A 19527-nucleotide genomic window follows, 5' to 3' on the forward strand; every position below is an offset into this window, starting at 1 on the left:
ACCGGCTCCGTCCACGGGACGGAGCCGCCCCACGCCGCGACACGGCGCAACCGAGCCACCCGTAGCGGGCCCGGCTCTTGGAGATTCACATGACAAATCGACGCGAAGTGCCAGGCATCAGGAAATACGATGGGCCCGCCGGCGGTTGGGGCGCGCTTCGCGCGACAGCCGATGCGGTGCGTACGCAGATGGAAACCATCGAGGCGCCGATCGTGCTGATGCGGACCAACCAGCCCGACGGCTTCGACTGCCCCGGCTGTGCGTGGCCCGACAAGGAACACAAGTCGACGTTCCAGTTCTGCGAGAACGGCGCGAAGGCCGTCACGTGGGAAGCGACGACCAAGCGCGTGACGCCCGAGTTCTTCGCGGCGAACACCGTATCGTCGCTGCTGCGCATGTCGGACTACGAACTGGAGGACATGGGGCGGCTCACGCATCCGCTCGTCTACGACCGCGCGAGCGACACGTTCCGCGCGATCGAATGGGACGACGCGTTCGCGCGCATCGGTGAAGTGCTGCGCGCGCTGCCGCCCGAGCAGGTCGAGTTCTACACGTCGGGCCGCGCGTCGAACGAAGCCGCGTACCTGTACCAGCTGTTCGCGCGCGAGCTCGGCACCAACAACTTCCCCGACTGCTCGAACATGTGCCACGAGCCGACCAGCGTCGGCCTGCCGCAGTCGATCGGCATCGGCAAGGGCACGGTGTCGCTGGAGGATTTCGACCACTGCGAGCTGATCATCTCGATCGGCCACAACCCCGGCACGAACCACCCGCGGATGATGGGCACGCTGCACGAGTGCGCGCGCCGCAACGTACCGATCATCGTGTTCAACCCGCTGCGCGAACGCGCGCTCGAACGCTTCGCCGATCCGCAGGACATGATCGAGATGGCGTCGTTCGGCTCGACGCGTATCGCGTCGACGTACTACCAAGTCGACGCGGGCGGCGACGCGGCCGCGCTGAAGGGCATCATGAAGGCGCTGCTGAAGCTCGAAGCCGAGCAAGGCAACGTGCTCGACCGCGAGTTCATCGCGCAGCACACCAACGGCTTCGACGCGTTCTCGGCCGACCTCGAGGCCACGTCGTGGGACGACATCGAACGCGCGAGCGGCCTCAGCCAGGCACAGCTCGAACAGGTCGCGCTCGCGTACGCGAAGTCGAACGCGACGATCGTCACGTACGGCATGGGCGTCACGCAGCACAACAAGGGCACCGCGACCGTCCGCCTGATCGCCGACCTGCTGCTGATGCGCGGCAACATCGGCAAGCCCGGCGCCGGCGTGTGCCCGCTGCGCGGCCATTCGAACGTGCAGGGCAACCGCACGGTCGGCATCACCGAGAAGCCGTCGGCCGAGTTCCTGAAGAAAATCGAGGACGTGTGCGGCTTCACGCCGCCCGCGCATCACGGGCACGACGCCGTGCAGGCCATGCAGGCGATGATCGACGGCACCGCGAAGGCGCTGCTGTGCCTCGGCGGCAATTTCGCGGTCGCGCTGCCCGATCCCGAACTGTCGTTCCCGGCGATGGCGAAGCTCGACCTGAGCGTGCATCTCGGGACGAAACTGAACCGTTCGCACCTGCTGATCGGCAAGGAAACCTTCATCCTGCCGGTGCTCGGCCGCACCGAGCTCGACATGCAGGCGACCGGCCGCCAGTCGATCACCGTCGAGGATTCGATGTCGATGGTCCACGCGTCGGCCGGCAAGCTCAAGCCGGCATCCGACCAGTTGCGCTCGGAGCCCGCGATCGTCGCGGGAATCGCGCATGCGACGCTGCCGAACAGCAAGGTCGCATGGCTCGACCTGATCGCCGACTACGACCGCATCCGCGACCTGATCGACCGCACGGTGCCCGGCTTCGAGGCGTTCAACGAGCGCATCCGCACGCCGGGCGGCTTCCGCCTGCCGCTGCCGCCCACCGAGCGCGTGTGGCCGACGCCGACCGGCAAGGCGATGTTCTCGGTCTACAAGGGAGTGAAGGAGGACGCGGACGTGCTCGGCGCCGAGCAGGTGCTGCGGCTGATCACGCTGCGCAGCCACGACCAGTACAACACGACGATCTACGGGCTCGACGACCGCTATCGCGGCGTGTTCGGGCGACGCGACGTGCTGTTCATGAACGTGGCCGACCTCGCGAAGTACGGGCTCGAGCACGGCGACCTCGTCGACATCGAGACGATCACCGCGTCGGGCCGCACGCTGCGCCTCGAGAAGATCACCGCGATCGAGTACGACATCGCGCCGGGCTCGGTCGGCGCGTACTACCCGGAAGCGAACGTGCTCGTGCCGCTCGACTACATCGACAAGGAAAGCGGCACGCCGTCATACAAGTCGGTGCCGGTGCGCGTCGTGCGCTCGGCCGTCGTTTGACGGACCGGCAGGCGGGCGGTGCATCGTTCACCGCGCGCCTGCCCGATCCCTGCCACCGGCCGCCGCGCGCCGCAACCCGGGCGGCGGCCCTCCTCGCCTTTCAGCGTGCTGCCGTCGGCGGCAGGTGCGCCGCACCCTGCCGGCGCCGATACGCGCTGTCGCGCGTCGCGAGCCAGTAGTACAGCGGCGAGGTCAGCAGCAGCCCCACGAGCCACGACAGGTCCGCACCGCCCAGGTGCGCGGGAATCGGGCCCGCGTACATCGGCGTGTTCATGAACGGAATCTGCACGAGGATGCCGATCGCATACGCGAGCAGCGCCTGCGGATTGAAACGGCCGTAGATCCCGCCGTCCACCCTGAAGATCGACTGGATGTCGTACTTGCCCTTGTGGATCACGTAGAAGTCGATCAGGTTGATCGCCGTCCACGGCACCAGCACGACCAGCAGCGCGAGCACGAGATCGACGAGGTTGCCGACGAAGTTCGTCGACGCGCCGATCGCCGCGTAGCAGCAAGCGACGAAGATCACGACCGACACCACCGCGCGCGCCTTCGCGGTCGGAATCCACTTGTACGCGAACGTCTGCACCGACGTGATGACCGCGAGCACCGCGCCGTACAGGTTCAGCGCGTTGTGGCTGATCACGCTCAGCAGGAACAGCACGAGCATCAGCGGGCCGAGCGGGCCCGTCGCCTGCTTGACGGCGTCCATCGTGTCCGCGCCGGCCGGCACCGCGAGCACCGCGACCGCGCCGAAGATGAACGCGAGCGTCGAGCCGATCGTGCAGCCGAGATAGGTCGCCCAGAACGTCGACGCGACGCCGACGTTCTCCGGCAGATAACGCGAATAGTCCGACACGTACGGCGCGAACGCGATCTGCCACAACGCCGACAGCGACACCGTCGCGAGCCAGCCCGCGAAGTCGAAGCCGCCGCGCGTCAGGAAATCGTCGGTCGTCACGTGCGAGAGGATCATCCAGAAGCCGACGAAGATGCCGATGCCGAGCACCCACGTGCCGATGCGGTTCAGGATGTGGATGAACCGGTAGCCGACGATCCCGATCAGCCCGGAGCCCACCGCGCCGATCACGATGCCGACGGGCACCGGCACCGACGCCGCGATGCCGTGTACCGACTTGCCGGCCAGCACGATGTTCGACGCGAAGAAGCCGACGTACATCACGGCCGCGATCACCGTGACGAGCAGCGCGCCCCACGAGCCGAACTGCGCGCGGCTCTGGATCATCTGCGGGATGCCCATCTGCGGCCCCTGCGCCGAGTGCAGCGCCATCAGCACGCCGCCGACGGCCTGGCCGACGACGATCGCGACGATGCCCCACATCAGGTTCAGGTGGAACATCTGCACGCCGAGCGCACCCGTCACGATCGGCAACGGCGCGATGTTGCCGCCGAACCAGAGCGTGAACAGGTCGCGCACCTTGCCGTGGCGCTCTGCGGGCGGCACATAGCCGATCGTGTGCTTCTCTATCATCGGGGACGCATTGCGTTCCGCGTTCGTCATGGTCAAGTCTCCTGTCCTGCGCGCCGATGCGCGCGTGCCGTTTCCGCCGGCGCGCGTCGGGGTGCGCGCCTGCAATCGGGTCCGGATACGCGAGCGACGACGCGCCGCGTGCATGCGCGGCGGCGTCGAACGAAGCGGACGAGGCACGCCGGCGGGGACGGATGACATGTCCCGCCGGCGTGGGCGTGGCCGCTTCGCGAGCGTCGTGATCCAGGTTGGAGACGATGGTGCGCCACGACCGTCGCGGCCGGAAAATACTAAAAATATTTCCGCGACATACGAAAAAGCTCTGCAGCGGAAATTCCGGCGCCGAACGACTTCGGGTAAGGTGCCAGGGTCTGTTTCCCCATGGAACGCGCATGCGCCCGCGGCGGCACGCCGGGGCCGGGCATCAGAGGTGCTTGTGGCTCACTACACTTTGCGGCAACTGAAATACTTCATCACGACGGTCGAATCCGGCAGCGTCGCCGAAGCCTCGCGTCAGCTCTTCATCGCGCAGCCGTCGATTTCCAGCGCGATCAAGGGGCTGGAGGAAAGCTTCGGCGTGAAGCTGTTCATCCGCCATCACGCGCAAGGCGTGTCGCTGACGCCGTCCGGCACGCGCTTCTACCGGAAAGCGCAGGAGCTGCTGCGCATCGCGCACGAATTCGAACAGAACGCACTCGCCGACAACGACGTGATTACCGGGCAGATCGACATCGGCTGCTTCGAGACGGTCGCGCCGCTCTACCTGCCGCAATTGATCGCGGGCTTTCGCGAGCGCTACCCGGGCGTGAACATCCGGCTGCGCGACGGCGACCAGCAGGAACTCGTGCAGGGCCTGACGTCCGGCACGTTCGATCTCGCCCTCATGTACGACCACGATCTCGACGGCACGATCGAGACCGAACCGTTGATGCCGCCGCAACAGCCGTACGTGCTGCTGCCGGAGAACCATCGGTTCGCCGGCCAGGCGCACGTGTCGCTGCGCGACCTGTGCGTCGAGCCGATGATCCTGCTCGACGTGCAGCCCAGCCGCACGTATTTCGTCAGCCTGTTCCATGAACTCGGCCTCACGCCGAACATCGTGTTCGGCTCGCCGTCGATCGAGATGGTGCGCGGCATGGTCGGCCAGGGATTCGGCTTCTCGCTGCTCGTCACGCGCCCGCATTCCGAATACACGTACGACGGCCAGCGCGTCGTGACGATCGGCCTCAGCGAAACGGTGAGCCCGTCGGGGCTCGTGAGCGCACGGCTGAAGCGGGGACAGCTCACGAAGCAGGCGCAGTCGTTCGTCGATTTCTGCCGTGAACGGCTCGCGCGAATCGTCGCGGAATCGGCGCGACAAGGAACGTGAAGCGCACGCGCCGCGGGACGCGGCGCATGCATCCAGGCTGCAGGCTCAGGCCGCCGAGGAAAGATGCGCGGCCAGGCGATCCAGCATCGCGTCGCAACCGTGCAGTTGCTCGAGCGTGACGAACTCGTCGGGCTTGTGCCCCTGGTCCATGCTGCCGGGCCCGCACACCACGGTCGGAATGCCGGCCTGCCCGAACAGTCCGCCCTCGGTGCCGAACGCGACCGTGCCGAATGCGTCGGAACCGCTCAACATCGCGAGCAGGCGCGCAGCTTCACTGTCCGGCGCGGTGGCCAGCCCAGGATACGCGCCCAGCGCCTGCAAGCGAATGTCGGTATCGGGCTGCACCGCACGCATCTTCGGCAACAGCTCGGATTCCGCGTAGTCCTGCAGCGTCCTCGGCACGTCGTGCGCGTCGAAATCCGGCAGCGCACGCACCTCGAAATCGAACTCGCATTCGGCCGGCACGATGTTCAATGCGCGGCCGCCCTTGATCAGTCCCGTCTGCACGGTCGAGAACGGCGGATCGAAACGGCCGTCGTGCCGCTCGGGTCGCGCGAGCGCCGCGCCGATCTCGCCGAGCCGGCCGATCAGCTTCGCCGCATAGTCGATCGCGTTGACGCCCGACGGGGCGTACGCCGAGTGACACGCGGCGCCCTTCACGTGACAACGCATCGCGAGCTTGCCCTTGTGACCGAGCACCGGCTTCAGTTCGGTCGGCTCGCCGATCAGGCACAGCCGCGGCCGATGCTCGCGCGCGGCCAGCACGTCGAGCATCGGCCGCACGCCGAGGCAACCGACTTCCTCGTCATAGGAGAACGCGAAATGCACCGGCATGCTCAAAGGCCGCGACACGAACGCCGGAACGGCCGCGAGTGCCGACGCGATGAAGCCCTTCATGTCGGCCGTGCCGCGGCCATACAGGCGGCCGTCGCGCTCGGTCAGCCGGAACGGCTCGACCGTCCACGCCTGCCCGTCGACGGGCACCACGTCGGTGTGACCCGACAGCGCGACGCCGCCGCGATCGCGCGGGCCGATCGTCGCGTACAGGCTCGCCTTCGTGCGCTCGGCGTTGTAGAACAGCTCGCTCGCCACGCCGAAACCCGCGAGATGGTCGCGGATGAAGCCGATCATCTCGAGGTTCGAATCGCGGCTGACCGTGGCGAAACCGACCAGCCGTTCGAGCAGCGCACGGCTCGACGTGTCACTCATCGCCCGGCACTCCGTAGCTCGGCGCGGCGGTCGGGTTCAGCGCGCGCGTCTGGTAGTCCTGCATCTGCGGCCGATACGCGCGCCACAGCGCATCGAGTTGCCCGATCGGATCGGTATCGGCCCAGTCGACGCGCAGGTCGACGATCGGCCAGGTCACGTCGCCGGCCACCTTCAACACGGCCGAATGTACCGGACCGGCTTCGCCGCCGGCCGCCATCGCGGCATGCATCGCGGCCAGCAGGCGATCGGCGAGCGGGCCGTGCGCCTGTTCGAACGCCCGCGCCATCGCGTCGATCACGGCCGGCGCGGCCAGCAGGTTGCCGGCCGCCACGCACTGCTCGCCCTGCACCGCGTGATGGGTGCCGAGCGCTTCCTTACCGGTGAAACACGCCGTCTGCCCCTGCCCGTCGATCACCGTGACCTGCCGGTACTGGCTCCAGCCGTTCGCGCTGAGCGCGCGGTCGAGCGCCGCGGCCGGCGCAAGCTGGTCGTGCTCGATCAGATCGAGAATCTGCGGCCCGAGCGCCGGCAGCGTGATGTTCTGCGTCGCGACGGCGCCCACGCCCGCGCGCACCCACGGGCAGCGCGCGCCCACCGCGATGCTCGACGAACTGATCGCGATCCCGAGCTGGCCCGTCTCCGGGCAGCGCCCGACGATGGAGAAAGTCATGTCGCCTCCTATGCGCGGTTCGGCTGCCAGTTGTCGGGGACCACCGCGATCACGTCGATCTCCATCAGCCATTGCGGCTGGCCGAGCGCCGAGACGACGAGCCCCGTCGAGATCGGATAGACGCCCTTCAGCCACTTGCCGACTTCCTGGTACACCGGTTCGCGATAACGCGGATCGATCAGGTAGGTCGTCGTCTTCACGATATGCGTGAGGTCGCTGCCGGCTTCCTCCAGCAGCTGCTTGACGTTCTTCATCGCCTGCTCGGCCTGCGCGCGCGGATCGCCGAGACCGATCAGGTTGCCGTCGAAATCGGTGCCGACCTGGCCGCGCACGTAGACGGTGTTGCCGGCGCGCACGGCCTGGCACAGGTCGTTGTCGAGCGTCTGGTTCGGGTAGGTATCCTTGGTGTTGAACATGCGGATACGCGTATGGGTAGGCTGGCTCATCGAGGTCCTTCGAGTGTCGGTGGGTACGCCCGCCGCGCCGGGAGCGGCCGCGGCGCAGCGGATGCGTGTCGGTCCGTCAGGTGGTCAGTTCGTCGCTTCGGCGAGCGGGCGCGCGTCGGCCGGTGCCTGCTGGGCTGCCACGCGACGCTGCGACGCGTCGTGGTACGCGAGGTACTTGCGTTGCGTGACGATGTGATCGGCGATGTGTTTCGCGTCGTGCCACACGCCCCAGATGAAGCTGGAGCCGCGCCGCGACAGCCACGGCAACCCGAGGAAATAGATGCCGGGCTCCTTCGACACGCCGCGCTGGTGCTGCGGCTTGCCGTTCGGCGCGAACGCGTCGACGTTGAGCCAACCGTAGTCGACTGCGTAGCCAGTCGCCCAGACGATCGACGTGACGCCCGCGCCGGCGAGATCGAGCGCGAGGATCGGATGCGCGACGCAGTCAGGGTTCGGCAGGATGCGCCGCGCTTCCGGCTCTTCCGGCAGGTCGAGGCCGTTGCGTGCCGCGTAGGCATCGGCCGCGTCGAGCAGCGACAGGTAGTTCTCGTCGCCGCGGGCGAGATTGACCGCGAGATCGCGTTCGAATACGGCCACGCCACCGTCGAACGACTTCGTCAGCCCGACGAGCGTCACGCCCTGGTTCGCGAGCGCGCGGAAATCGACCGTGTGGCCGCCGCACGCCCCGCTCACCGCGATCGTCACGTGTTCGCGGCCGGGCGTCGCGACTTCCTTGTCCCATTCGCCGAGCACGCCGAGCCACCAGCAGAAGTCGCGGCCGCGATATGCGCGCGGCGGGCGATCGTGCGGCCCGACCGACAGATACACCTGCCGACCCGCGCGCTGCAGCTCGTCGGCGATCTGCACGCCCGACGAGCCGGCGCCGACCACCAGCACCGCGCCGTCCGGAAGCTGGCCCGGATTGCGATAGTCGGCGGAATGGATCTGCACGAGGCGCGCATCGTCCGGCGCGATCGGCGGAACGACCGGGCGCTGGAACGGCCCCGTCGCGACGACCACGCGGTTCGCCTCGATCGTGCCGTCGGACGTCTCGACGACGAAGCCCGGCTTGCCGGTGTTGCGCACGACGTTCGTCACGTCGACGCCCGTGCGGATCGGCGCGTTGAACTTGCGCGCATACGCTTCGAAGTAATCGGCGACCTGGTCTTTCGATGCGAACGCATCGGGATCGAGGCCGTCGAATTCGAGCCCCGGGAAACGGTCGTGCCACGCGGGGCCGTTCGCGACCAGCGAATCCCAGCGCCCGGTGCGCCAGCGCTCGGCGATGCGGCTGCGCTCCAGCACGAGATGGGGCACGCCCAGCTTGCCCAGATGCTCGCTCATGGCCACGCCGGCCTGCCCGGCGCCGACGACGAGCGTATCGATTGAGGTTGTTTCGACTGCCACGGCTGTCTCCTTCAGCTTCTGACGTGCGGCTCGCTGCGACGTTCGTGCTGTCGGGCGAGTGGGAATGGAGACATTCTGCGGACAGGCCGCCTGGCGCGAAATGATGTTTTTTGTTGGTGTTGACGAGAAAAAAGCTGGGGCGGGAGCGATGGAGGTACCGACGATGACCACGCTTGCAGCAGAGCCCATACGTCGTTCAGGTTGCGCGGGCAGAATCTCCGCATGTCGGGAAACGCAGCCTTCGGGTCCTGCGCCAGCCGATCGATGACCTTCGCCCCACCCTTGTCGTTCCTGGCGTTCGAGAACGTCGCCACCGATCCGCCAGTACAGCGTCACCCACTCACGATTCACGCTTGCGACGGCGTATCCACGGGCAAGCTCGACCCACTGCTCGAGCTCCGTGAGCCCGCGGCGATAGTCTGCCTCGCCGGACCGACGGAGAGCCGATCGAGCCGCCCGACAATTCTTGACTGTGTCCGCATCGTCGAACTGGTAGCATGCGCGTCACATCGGCATGGAAGCGGATACGCGACACTCGATCGTTCCCTTTTATGTCCCACGACCGGCTAACCTCGCCAACGCACCCTCGGCGACCTGGTGTCTCAGACGGCACCCAGCCCCGTAGAACCCCGCAACACCCCGGCGTCGCCCCGCGCGACCCGTTGCAGTAACCGTTGGAGTGGCGCGCCCCGCGCCTGCAAGCATGAAAAATTCGAACCCGCCCACCCGCCCTGCCCCGCAGCGCGACAAAGACCGCACGCCGCTCGTCCGCGCCGGCGCGTGGCTGCTGATGGTCGGCCTGCTGTACCTGCTGTGGCCGTCCGCCGAAACCGCGTACCTCGCGATGGAGTCGATGATCCGCTGACGCGCACGCCCGGCCGCGCACTACGCTATACTTGCGCGATGGAAACCCAACCCGCCTCGCCGATCGTGCATTGCTGGTGGCGCGCCTGACCCAGGCGGCCCGTTTCCTTTTGCATGTCCCAAACGTGATGCCGCCAGCCATGGCGGCATTTGCGTTTCCGCACCGCACCGACATCATGGCTGGCGCCTTCGACAACCCGGAGCCAACGACGACCATGACGCAACCCACCCGCCCGACCATCCTCACCGGCGACCGCACGACCGGCCCGCTGCATCTCGGCCACTACGTCGGCTCGTTGCGCGCGCGCGTGCAGATGCAGCACGAAGCGAAGCAATTCCTGCTGCTCGCCGATACGCAGGCGCTGACCGACAACATGGGCCGCCGCCAGCGCGTCACCGAGAACGTGATCGAGGTCGCGCTCGACTACCTCGCCGTCGGTATCGACCCTGCGGTCTCGACGATCGTCGTGCAGTCGCAGGTGCCCGAACTCGCCGAGCTGTCGCAATACCTGCTCAACCTCGTCACGGTCGCGCGCCTCGAACGCAATCCGACTATCAAGGAAGAGATCCGCCTGCGCGGGTTCGAGCGCGACATCCCCGCCGGTTTCCTGACCTACCCGGTGAGCCAGGCAGCCGACATCACCGCGTTCAAGGCGACGCACGTGCCGGTCGGCGACGATCAGTTGCCGATGATCGAACAGACCAACGAACTCGTGCGCCGCTTCAACGCGACCGTCGAGCAGCCGGTGCTGGTCGAATGCGAGGCCGTGCTGTCGTCGGTCACGCGGCTGCCGGGCATCGACGGCAAGGCTAAGATGAGCAAGTCGCTCGGCAATGCGATCACGCTCGGCTCGACGCCGGACGAGATCGCGCAGGCCGTGAAGGACATGTACACCGATCCGAACCACCTGCGCGTGAGCGATCCCGGCCAGGTCGAGGGCAACGTCGTGTTCACGTTCCTCGATGCGTTCGAGCCGGACGTCGCGAAGGTCGACGAACTGAAGGCCCACTATCGCCGCGGCGGCCTCGGCGACAGCGTCGTCAAGCGCGTGCTGAACGAGCGGCTGCAGGCGTTGATCGAGCCGATCCGCGCGCGCCGCCGCGAGTTCGAGGCCGACAAGGCCGAGGTGATGGCGACGCTGAAGCGCGGCACGCTGCACGCACGGGAAGTGGCGGGTGCAACGATCGCGGAGGTGAAGCGCGCGATGGGGCTCACGTATTTCGATTGAGCAGCGCCGTCACGGCCGCTCGCGCGCCGGCACCGCCGCATGACACACGGCCTCGACCCGGTTGCCGGCCGGATCGACCAGAAAGGCCGCGTAGTAGTCGCCGTGGTAGTGCGGCCGCAATCCGGGGTCGCCGTCGGACTGGCCGCCCGTGGCAAGGCCAGCCTCGAAGAACGCATGCACCTGCTCGCGGGACGCGGCCTTGAAACACCAGTGCCGCTTGCTCGTCCCGATTTCGGCGGGATCCAGATACACCGCCAGAAAAGTCGATGCAGGGTCGTTCGCGCTGCAACGTTCGCCATAGCCGAGCGCATTGGGCCGGTCATAGACCTTGGTCGCGCCCAGCGCAGTCATGACGGCATCGTAGAAGGGGCGTGCCAGGTCGATGTCCGGAACGCCGATCGACACGTGATCAAGCAGTTGCATGGTGTAGGCTCCATTGAACGAGCACGAGTCTACACAACCCCTCCCGGTCGGACCGATCAACCTTACCGACGACTACACTACCGACCACGCTCCCTACGTGATCTGATACGTCGACGCCGGCACGAACTCCTCCGGCATCGGCCGATCCCCGAGTTCCAGCACCGACCGCTCGATCGTGCGCGTGATCGCGTCGAGCGCGAGCGCATTCGGCGCAAGGCCGAACGGTTCGGCCACTTCGTTCGCGATCGCTTCGAGCGCGATCAGCGTGTAGGCAATGAACACGCAGATCAGCGGCGTGAAGAACTCCGTCGAATCGACGAGCCCGAACGGCAGCAGCACGCAATACGCATAGACGGTGCGATGCAGCAGCACGCTGTATGAAAACGGGATCGGCGTCGACAGGATGCGCTCGCAACCGCCCACCGACTTGCCGAGCTCGTCGAGTTGTGTCTCGAACATCCAGCAGGTCGTGCCGCTGCCGGGCGCGGGGCCCAGCGCACGAACGATGCCGCCGCGCAGTTCGTCGAGGATCGCGACCGGCTTGTAGCATTTGCCGCCGAGCGCGGCCGTGCGCTCCGCCCCGAGAATGCGCAGCAGGTCCGCGGTCGGGTCGGTATGACGCAATTGATGCTTCAGCGCATACGCAAGCGCGATCAGCAGGTCGGCAAGCCGGTTGCGCTCGGCGTCGCTCACGCCGTCGGGCAGGTAGCGATGCAGTTGCGACGTCACGGCGCGCGCGGCGATCAGCAGGTTGCCCCACAGATGCCGCGCCTCCTTGAAACGCTCGAAGCTCGCGTTGTTGCGAAACCCGAGGAAGATCGCGAGCGCGAGCCCGAACAGCGTAAACGGCGCGGTGTTGAGCGGAATCTTCTCGCCGAAGATGCGCCCGTTCGTGAAGACCGCCAGCGTGCTGACGATCGCCATGAACACGAGCTGCGGAATGATCGATTGGAGCACGGAGCCGTTCCATACGAACAGCATCCTGAGCCAGTTCTGTCGTGGTCGGACGATCATGATGTTTTCTCGACTGCCAAAGGAATACGCAACCCGTTGCGCCCGCACCCGATGCGCAGCGGCCCGCGCATGGCGGGCCGCTTTCCGTCGGATGCCGTGCCGGGCGCCGCGCTGCGCGTGATGATACGCGCACGCCGCGCCCCGTCACCTCGCATGCCGCTCAGTGATAACCGATGTCGCCCTCGCGCACCTTGCCGCGGAACACGCGGTATTGCATCGCGTTGTACACGAGGATGATCGGCAGCACGATCACGGTGCCGACGAGCGCGAACAGCTGGCTCGAATGGCTCGACGACGCGTCCCAGATCGTCAGCGACGGCGGCACGATGTTCGGCCAGATGCTGATCACGAGCCCCGTGTAGCCGAGGAACACGAGCGCGAGCGTCAGCAGGAACGGCGTCGCCTCGTGCGCGCGCTTCACCGTGTGGAAGATGCCCCACACGCATGCGACGACGAGAACCGGCACCGGCAGGAACCAGACGAGGTTGCCGCTGCCGAACCAGCGGTGCGCGACGGCCGGCAGCCCGATCACGGTCCACAGGCTCACCACGCCCATCACGGCGAGCAGCACGCCCGCGAGCGGCTTCATCAGCAGCCGCATCTTGCGCTGCAGCTCGCCGTCGACCTTCAGGATCAGCCAGCCGCAGCCGAGCGTCGCATACGTGACGAGCACGCCGATCCCGCACAGCAGGCTGAACGGCGACAGCCAGTCGAACGGCCCGCCCGCGAACTGGTTGTTCTCGATCTTGATGCCCTGCAGCAGCGAACCGAGCACGATCCCCTGGCAGAACGCGGCGAGCGCCGAGCCGCCGATAAACGCGAGATCCCACATGTGCTGCGTGCGGGTGGCCTTCGCGCGCAGCTCGAACGCCGCGCCCCGGAAGATCAGGCCGACCAGCATCAGCACCAGCGGCAGGTAGTTCGCCGGCAGCAGCGTCGAATACACGACCGGGAACGCGCCATAGAGGCCCGCGCCGCCGAGCACGAGGAACGTCTCGTTGCCGTCCCACACCGGCGCGACGGTGTCGAGCATCACCTGGCGCTCGGCCTTCGCGTCGAAGAACGGAAACAGCAGGCCGATCCCGAGATCGAAACCGTCCAGCATCACGTAGATGAATACGCCGAGGCCGATGATCGCGGCCCACACGACAGGAAGATCGATGTGCATGGCTTACTCCGCTTCGGTGACGTTCAGCGGCGTGGACAGCGCGCTCTTGCGCAGCCCCGGATGCCGGTGCAGCTCGATGTACCCGGCCTGGGCCGCCGGCCCGCGCCTCATCAGTTTCATCATGTAGTAGATACCCGTCCCGAATACCAGGAAATAGACGACCACGAAGATCAGCAGCGACACGCCGACCTGCTGCGCGCTCAGCGGCGCGACCGAATCGATGGTGCGCAGCACGCCGTACACCGTCCACGGCTGCCGGCCGACCTCGGTCGTGATCCAGCCGGCCAGCAGCGCGACGATGCCCGACGGCCCCATCGCCACCACGAACCACTGGAACCAGCGCGTCTCATAGAGGCGCCCGCCCTTTCTCAGCAGCAGCCCGAGCAGCGCGGTGAGCAGCATCAGCATCCCGAGGCCGGCCATGATCCGGAACGTCCAGAAGATGATCGGCGAATACGGGCGGTCCTGCGGCGGGAATTCCTTCAGCCCGCGAATCTCGCCATCCCAGCTGTGCGTGAGGATCAGGCTGCCGAGGTGCGGCACCTGGATCGCATAGCGCGTGGTTTCGGCCTGCATGTCGGGCAGCCCGACGAGGTTCAGCGCGGTGCCGCCCTTCTCGGTTTCCCACAGCCCCTCGATCGCGGCGATCTTCGCCGGCTGGTATTCGCGCGTGTTCAGCCCGTGCGCGTCGCCGACGACGATCTGGATCGGCGCGAGCACCAGCAGCATCCACAGCGCCATCGAGAAGCTGCGCTTCACCGGCTCGTCGCGACGGCCCTTCAGCAGGTGCCACGCGCCGCACGCGGCGACGATGAAACCCGCGACGATGAACGCCGCGATCGTCATGTGCACGAGACGGTACGGGAACGACGGGTTGAAGACGATCTTGAACCAGTCGACCGGCACGACCAGGCCGTTTTCGATCTTGTAGCCCTGCGGCGTCTGCATGAAGCTGTTCGACGCGAGGATCCAGAACGTCGAGATCAGCGTGCCGACCGCGACCATCAGCGTCGCGAAGAAGTGCGCACGCGGGCTGACGCGCTGCCAGCCGAACAGCATCACGCCGAGGAAGCCGGCCTCGAGGAAGAACGCAGTCAGCACTTCATACGTGAGCAGCGGCCCCGTGATGTTGCCCGCGACGCGCGAAAAGCCGGCCCAGTTGGTGCCGAACTCGTACGCCATCACGACGCCGGAGACCACGCCCATCCCGAAGCCGATCGCGAAGATCTTCGACCAGAACTGGAACATGGATTTGTAGGCGGCGTCGCCGGTGACGAGATAACGCCATTCCAGCACCGCCAGGAAGCTCGCCATGCCGATGCTGATCGCGGGAAACACGATGTGGAACGACACCGTGAATGCGAATTGCAATCGGGCGAGATGGAATGCATCGAAGATTTCCATGACCGTAATTTGCTCGTGGTTGTGAGGACGTACGCCCGAAGCAGGAAATCGCGCGACGGCTTGGCGACTACACATGCGAACGTCAACGGACCCTCGCACGGCATCGAAGCGTGAGTGACGATATCGCGTTTGCCACGATACTCGCAATCACTCGAACGTGCGCTGAAACTGTGCTGCTTCCGTCGCCGAAGATGTGTGCACGGAAAACACATTTCGTGCCTGCGGGATGGTCAGCTGTACTGCTTTCCGCGTGGCGGCGCTGTGTCTCCGGCGCGCTGTTCACTCCACTTAACATGTTATGCAACGCCTGCCCGACGCGGTAGTGCGCCGCCCCCGGCGCCCGCCCGGCAGCACCGATTTCCGTCGTCCGGCGTACACGCCGGCCGATCCGACTGGAGAAACCCGCATGGCGTCCCGCCCCCCCATCGACGATCCGACCGGCAGCACCGCGTGTCAGGTGACGCGCCATCGTGCCGGCGAAACGCGCGACACCGTCGATCGCGTCGTCGACGAAACGCCGGTTGCACTCGTGTTCAACGGCATCTCGCATACGGTCATGATGGCGACGCCGATCGACCTCGATGCGTTCGGCCTCGGCTTCGCGCTGAGCGAAGGCATCGTCGAGCGTGCGTCGGACGTCTTCGACATCGAAAGCGAATGCCGCCCCGGCAGCGCCGAGGTGCGGCTCACCGTGTCGCAGCAGGCGTTCATGGCGCTGAAGGCGCACCGGCGCGCGCTGGCCGGCCGCACCGGTTGCGGCGTCTGCGGGATCGAAAGCATCGCGCAGCTCGACCTGCACCCGCCGCGCATCGCGCCCGCCGGCGCGGCTGCCGGCATCGGCGCCGACGCGATTGCACGCGCCGCGCGCACGCTGCCGGCCCACCAGACGCTGATGCGCGAGACGGGCGGCATCCACGCGGCCGCGTGGTGCGACCGCGACGGCGCCGTGCGCGCCGTGTTCGAGGACGTCGGCCGCCACAACGCGCTCGACAAGCTGATCGGGCATCTCGCGCGGCGCCGCGCCGACCTTGGCGCGGGCTTCGTGTTCCTGTCGAGCCGCGCGAGCTACGAGCTGGTACGCAAGGCCGCGCGGGTCGGCATCCCGATGATCGCGACGATCTCGGCGCCGACGTCGCTGGCGATCGACGTCGCTCGCGAAGCCGGCGTGCGCCTGCTCGGCTTCTGCCGCAACGACGGCTTCGTCGAATACGTGTCGCCCGACGCCGTTCACCCCGATCAACCGGCGCTTGCGCCCGCGCACCCGGCCCACTCGTCATGAAACACCTGTTCGATTTCGATACCGCGCAGCAGCAATTCGCCGGCGCATTTGCGCCGCTTGCGGCGAGCGCCTCGCTGCCGGTCGCCGAAGCGGCCGGCCATGTGCTGGCCGCGCCGCTGACCGCCGTGCTCGACCAGCCGCCGGCCGACCAGAGCGCGATGGACGGTTATGCCGTGCGTCGCGCGGACGTCTCGCCTGGCGAGCCGCTGCGCGTCGCGCAACGCTGCTATGCGGGCGACACGCCGATGCCGCTGGCCGCCCGCACGGCTGCGCGCGTCTTCACCGGCAGCCTGATCCCGCCCGGCGCCGACACCGTCGTGATGCAGGAGCACGCGCACGAACGGGACGGCTGGGTCGCGTTCGATGCCCCGCCGCGCACCGGATCGCACATCCGCCGCCGGGGCGAGGAAGTGCGTACCGGCGACCTGCTGGTGCCGGCCGGCGCGCGGCTGGGCGCGATGCACGTCGGCGTGGCGGCCGCACAAGGTTTCGCGCGCATCGATGTGCGCCCGGCGCTGCGCGTCGGCCTCCTGACGACCGGCGACGAACTCGTCGCATGCGGCCAGCCGCGCGCGCCGCAGCAGATCTACAACAGCAATGCGCCGATGCTCGCCGCACTCGTGTCGGGCACCGGTGCCCGCGTCGCGATGAACGTGCATGCGGCCGATACGGCGGCGGCCGTCGATCGTGCGTTGCGCGACCTGCATGCGGGTTGCGACCTGGTGATCTGCGTCGGCGGCGCATCGGTCGGCGACAAGGATCTGCTGCGCCCCGCACTGACCGCGCTCGACGCATCGTTCATCGTCACCGGTGTGCGGATGAAGCCCGGCAAGCCGGTCGCGCTCGCGCGGCTCGACACGCGGCCCGTGGTGCTGCTGCCCGGCAATCCGGGGGCTGCCATGACCGCGTTCGCGCTGTTCGTCGCGCCGCTGATCCGCTGCCTGCAGGGGCGCGACGCGCGCCTGCAGGCCGTGCCGGCGCTGCCGATCGACACGGACTTCGAGCCGGATGCGCAGCGCGAACGCTTCGTACGGGTGCGCTGCACGGTCGGTGCCGCTGGCGCGCCCGTGCTCGATACGCTGCGCCAGCAAGGCGCCTGCACGCTGCAGTCGCTCGTGCAGGCGAGCGGGCTCGCACGGCTGCCGGCCGGGCGGGCCATCGCGCGCGGCGACGCGGTACCGTATTACGAATTCGCGCCGTGGCTCGCATGAGCGCGACGCCCATCACGCGCCCGATGCGACCCATGCGCCGCGCCCGCCGCACGGCGAACTGTATTCCTGCAATTCGGGCGCGATTGTGCCTCTGCCGGCCCAACCCGGCGGACTATGCTCACGCTGAGGCTCGTCACGACCTGTGCGCCGACACGTCGGTACACGCACGGCCGACCGGCGACGCCCCTCCGCTTACTTCATGCAGGCCGACGAACCGATCGTGAACGCCATCGTTTCAGCCGCGCCGGCCGCCGCCGCATCATCCGGCGGCGCAGCGCCCGGCGCCTTTCCCCGCCCGTCCGACACGCTCGGACGCCCGCTGCGCGACCTGCGCCTGTCCGTGATCGACCAATGCAACTTCCGCTGCGGCTACTGCATGCCGCGCGAAAGCTTCGGTTCGGACTATGCGTTCATGCCGTCGTCCGAGCGCCTGTCGTTCGCGCAACTGGAAAAGATCGCACGTGCGTTCACGTCGCTCGGCGTCGAGAAGATCCGCATCACGGGCGGCGAGCCGCTGCTGCGCCGCAACCTCGAGGCACTGATCGAACGGCTCGCCGCGCTGACGACCGTCGACGGCAATCCCGTCGAAATCGCGCTGACGACCAACGGTTCGCTGCTCGCCGCGAAGGCACGCGCGCTGCGCGACGCCGGATTGTCGCGCGTGACCGTGAGCCTCGACGCGCTCGACGACGCCGTATTCCGCCGGATGAGCGACGCCGACGTGCCCGTGTCGCGCGTGCTGGCCGGCATCGAAGCCGCGCATGCTGCCGGGCTCGCGCCGGTCAAGGTCAACGCGGTGATCGAGCGCGGCGTGAACGACGACCAGATCCTGCCGCTCGTGCGCCACTTCCGGCAGTCGGGCGTGGCCGTGCGCTTCATCGAATACATGGACGTCGGCGGCGCGAGCTTCTGGTCCGGCGACAAGGTCGTGCCGGCCGCGCGCATGCGCGAACTGATCGAACAACACCATCCGCTCGTGCTCGTCGGCGAACCGGGGCACGACGCGACCGCGATCCGTTGCGCGCACATCGACGGTGCGGGCGAAGTCGGCTTCATCGCGAGCGTGTCGCATCCGTTCTGCGGCACCTGCTCGCGCGCCCGCGTATCCGCCGACGGGCAGCTCTATACGTGCCTGTTCGCGACGCAGGGCACCGACCTGCGGCCGTGGCTCGACGATGCGGCATCGACCGCCGACCTCGCGGCCGCCGTGCGCGATCGCTGGACGCGGCGCGACGACCGCTATTCCGAGCACCGGGCCGCGCGGCCGGCCCGCACGCCGGGCAAGACCTATCCGACCGTGCGCATGTCGCTCGTCGGCGGCTGACGGGCCGCCGCGCGATACAGGATGCGCCGCCCACTGGAGAACCTGTCATGACGACCTTCACCGAATCCCGCGCCGGGCTGCCGGACGATCCGCTGCCAGCCGGCAGCGCCCCGCCGCCCGCCGACGCGACCGACCCGCCTCCCGAACCGGCGCCCGCCATTGCCGCCGGCTTCGAAGTACGCGTGCAGCATGCGCCGATCGACGCGGGCGCGGAGCTTGCACCGATCGTTCGCAATCCGAATGTCGGGGCGGTCGTGAATTTTCTCGGGGTCGTGCGCAAGGAAGGCGACGTCGACGACGTCGTCGCGCTGGAAGTCGAGCACTACCCGACGATGACCGAGCAGGCACTGTGGAGCATCGTCGAGGAGGCCACGGCACGCTGGCGGCTCGAAGCGGTCAGGATCGTGCACCGCGTCGGCCGCATTCCGCTCGGCCAGCCGGTCGTGCTGGTCGTCGTGGCCGCCGCGCATCGCGCATCCGCGTTCGATGCGTGCGAATTCCTGATGGATTTCCTGAAAACCCACGCACCGTTCTGGAAGAAGGAGATCCGGCACGACGGCGAATCCGGCTGGGTCGAGGCGAAGGCCCACGACGACCACGCGATGCGGCGCTGGGGCTGACCGCGTCCACTTCGCGCTTTCCGATTCCGCCG

17 protein-coding genes are annotated in these 19527 nt (G+C 67.7%); 8 read left to right on the forward strand and 9 right to left on the reverse strand.

The genetic code is table 11. From position 1 onward, the window contains the following. Positions 1-89 precede the first annotated feature (89 nt). On the forward strand, positions 90-2369 hold the full coding sequence (locus tag AC1VVG_RS33530; RefSeq protein ID WP_482837546.1) for an FdhF/YdeP family oxidoreductase: 2280 nt from the start codon (positions 90-92) through the stop codon (positions 2367-2369). A gap of 100 nt (positions 2370-2469) precedes the next feature. On the opposite strand, the gene AC1VVG_RS33535 is transcribed toward AC1VVG_RS33530, so the two are convergent. Beyond that, positions 2470-3891, reverse strand: coding sequence for a purine-cytosine permease family protein (locus AC1VVG_RS33535; protein WP_069705795.1), 1422 nt, complete (start codon positions 3889-3891; stop codon positions 2470-2472). 403 nt (positions 3892-4294) lie between these two features. Here AC1VVG_RS33535 and AC1VVG_RS33540 point away from each other — a divergent pair, with 403 nt between their 5' ends. Beyond that, on the forward strand, positions 4295-5227 hold the full coding sequence (locus AC1VVG_RS33540) for a LysR substrate-binding domain-containing protein (protein WP_034190495.1): 933 nt from the start codon (positions 4295-4297) through the stop codon (positions 5225-5227). 45 nt (positions 5228-5272) lie between these two features. Here the strand turns inward: AC1VVG_RS33540 and argE are convergent, their stop codons facing one another. From argE to AC1VVG_RS33560, 4 genes are all read right to left on the reverse strand, one after another. Next, positions 5273-6436, reverse strand: a complete 1164-nt coding sequence (gene argE, locus AC1VVG_RS33545; protein WP_482837547.1) for an acetylornithine deacetylase — start codon at positions 6434-6436, stop codon at positions 5273-5275. Next, positions 6429-7106, reverse strand: coding sequence for a DUF1028 domain-containing protein (locus AC1VVG_RS33550; protein WP_482837548.1), 678 nt, complete (start codon positions 7104-7106; stop codon positions 6429-6431). Before AC1VVG_RS33550 ends, argE begins: the two co-directional genes overlap by 8 nt. Positions 7107-7114: 8 nt before the next feature. Then, the gene (locus AC1VVG_RS33555) at positions 7115-7552 is read right to left on the reverse strand and encodes a RidA family protein (protein WP_034190498.1); all 438 of its coding nucleotides are present in this window, start codon (positions 7550-7552) and stop codon (positions 7115-7117) included. A gap of 84 nt (positions 7553-7636) precedes the next feature. After that, positions 7637-8959, reverse strand: a complete 1323-nt coding sequence (locus AC1VVG_RS33560) for a flavin-containing monooxygenase (protein ID WP_482837549.1) — start codon at positions 8957-8959, stop codon at positions 7637-7639. 703 nt (positions 8960-9662) lie between these two features. On the opposite strand from AC1VVG_RS33560, the gene AC1VVG_RS33565 reads away from it, so the two are divergent. Further along, on the forward strand, positions 9663-9824 hold the full coding sequence (locus AC1VVG_RS33565; protein ID WP_176730054.1) for a hypothetical protein: 162 nt from the start codon (positions 9663-9665) through the stop codon (positions 9822-9824). Between the two features lie 214 nt (positions 9825-10038). Continuing rightward, the gene (gene trpS / locus AC1VVG_RS33570; RefSeq protein WP_175028497.1) at positions 10039-11052 is read left to right on the forward strand and encodes a tryptophan--tRNA ligase; all 1014 of its coding nucleotides are present in this window, start codon (positions 10039-10041) and stop codon (positions 11050-11052) included. 9 nt (positions 11053-11061) lie between these two features. Here the strand turns inward: trpS and AC1VVG_RS33575 are convergent, their stop codons facing one another. The 4 genes from AC1VVG_RS33575 to AC1VVG_RS33590 form a co-directional block, all read right to left on the reverse strand. Next, positions 11062-11475, reverse strand: coding sequence for a VOC family protein (locus tag AC1VVG_RS33575; protein ID WP_049031105.1), 414 nt, complete (start codon positions 11473-11475; stop codon positions 11062-11064). Between the two features lie 93 nt (positions 11476-11568). Further along, on the reverse strand, positions 11569-12489 hold the full coding sequence (locus AC1VVG_RS33580; RefSeq protein WP_034190501.1) for a bestrophin family protein: 921 nt from the start codon (positions 12487-12489) through the stop codon (positions 11569-11571). A gap of 160 nt (positions 12490-12649) precedes the next feature. Continuing rightward, positions 12650-13657 carry a cytochrome d ubiquinol oxidase subunit II gene (gene cydB / locus AC1VVG_RS33585; protein WP_059561279.1) on the reverse strand — a complete coding sequence of 336 codons (1008 nt, stop codon included), beginning with the start codon at positions 13655-13657 and terminating at the stop codon, positions 12650-12652. Positions 13658-13660: 3 nt separating this feature from the next. Then, positions 13661-15061 carry a cytochrome ubiquinol oxidase subunit I gene (locus AC1VVG_RS33590; RefSeq protein WP_069705799.1) on the reverse strand — a complete coding sequence of 467 codons (1401 nt, stop codon included), beginning with the start codon at positions 15059-15061 and terminating at the stop codon, positions 13661-13663. Positions 15062-15467: 406 nt separating this feature from the next. On the opposite strand from AC1VVG_RS33590, the gene fdhD reads away from it, so the two are divergent. The 4 genes from fdhD (at position 15468) to AC1VVG_RS33610 (ending at position 19495) form a co-directional block, all read left to right on the forward strand. Next, complete coding sequence (gene fdhD, locus AC1VVG_RS33595) at positions 15468-16340, forward strand: formate dehydrogenase accessory sulfurtransferase FdhD (protein ID WP_482837550.1); 873 nt, start codon at positions 15468-15470, stop codon at positions 16338-16340. Beyond that, on the forward strand, positions 16337-17551 hold the full coding sequence (locus AC1VVG_RS33600) for a molybdopterin molybdotransferase MoeA (protein ID WP_482837551.1): 1215 nt from the start codon (positions 16337-16339) through the stop codon (positions 17549-17551). The genes fdhD and AC1VVG_RS33600 overlap by 4 nt, the downstream gene beginning before the upstream one ends. Positions 17552-17750: 199 nt before the next feature. Further along, positions 17751-18875: a GTP 3',8-cyclase MoaA gene (gene moaA, locus AC1VVG_RS33605; RefSeq protein ID WP_482837552.1), complete on the forward strand. Its 1125-nt coding sequence runs from the start codon at positions 17751-17753 to the stop codon at positions 18873-18875. Positions 18876-18922: 47 nt separating this feature from the next. Further along, complete coding sequence (locus AC1VVG_RS33610; protein ID WP_034190507.1) at positions 18923-19495, forward strand: molybdenum cofactor biosynthesis protein MoaE; 573 nt, start codon at positions 18923-18925, stop codon at positions 19493-19495. The last annotated feature ends 32 nt before the right edge of the window (positions 19496-19527 follow it).

The organism is Burkholderia sp. L-4 (genome assembly GCF_056856535.1).

Coding starts and splice junctions, on each gene's coding strand:
- AC1VVG_RS33535 (WP_069705795.1), bottom strand. CDS start 3,891: ATGACGAACGCGGAACGCAATGCGTCCCCGATGATAGAGAAGCACACG.
- trpS (WP_175028497.1), top strand. CDS start 10,039: ATGACGCAACCCACCCGCCCGACCATCCTCACCGGCGACCGCACGACC.
- AC1VVG_RS33565 (WP_176730054.1), top strand. CDS start 9,663: ATGAAAAATTCGAACCCGCCCACCCGCCCTGCCCCGCAGCGCGACAAA.
- AC1VVG_RS33530 (WP_482837546.1), top strand. CDS start 90: ATGACAAATCGACGCGAAGTGCCAGGCATCAGGAAATACGATGGGCCC.
- AC1VVG_RS33580 (WP_034190501.1), bottom strand. CDS start 12,489: ATGATCGTCCGACCACGACAGAACTGGCTCAGGATGCTGTTCGTATGG.
- fdhD (WP_482837550.1), top strand. CDS start 15,468: ATGGCGTCCCGCCCCCCCATCGACGATCCGACCGGCAGCACCGCGTGT.
- moaA (WP_482837552.1), top strand. CDS start 17,751: ATGCAGGCCGACGAACCGATCGTGAACGCCATCGTTTCAGCCGCGCCG.
- argE (WP_482837547.1), bottom strand. CDS start 6,436: ATGAGTGACACGTCGAGCCGTGCGCTGCTCGAACGGCTGGTCGGTTTC.
- cydB (WP_059561279.1), bottom strand. CDS start 13,657: ATGCACATCGATCTTCCTGTCGTGTGGGCCGCGATCATCGGCCTCGGC.
- AC1VVG_RS33590 (WP_069705799.1), bottom strand. CDS start 15,061: ATGGAAATCTTCGATGCATTCCATCTCGCCCGATTGCAATTCGCATTC.
- AC1VVG_RS33550 (WP_482837548.1), bottom strand. CDS start 7,106: ATGACTTTCTCCATCGTCGGGCGCTGCCCGGAGACGGGCCAGCTCGGG.
- AC1VVG_RS33575 (WP_049031105.1), bottom strand. CDS start 11,475: ATGCAACTGCTTGATCACGTGTCGATCGGCGTTCCGGACATCGACCTG.
- AC1VVG_RS33600 (WP_482837551.1), top strand. CDS start 16,337: ATGAAACACCTGTTCGATTTCGATACCGCGCAGCAGCAATTCGCCGGC.
- AC1VVG_RS33555 (WP_034190498.1), bottom strand. CDS start 7,552: ATGAGCCAGCCTACCCATACGCGTATCCGCATGTTCAACACCAAGGAT.
- AC1VVG_RS33610 (WP_034190507.1), top strand. CDS start 18,923: ATGACGACCTTCACCGAATCCCGCGCCGGGCTGCCGGACGATCCGCTG.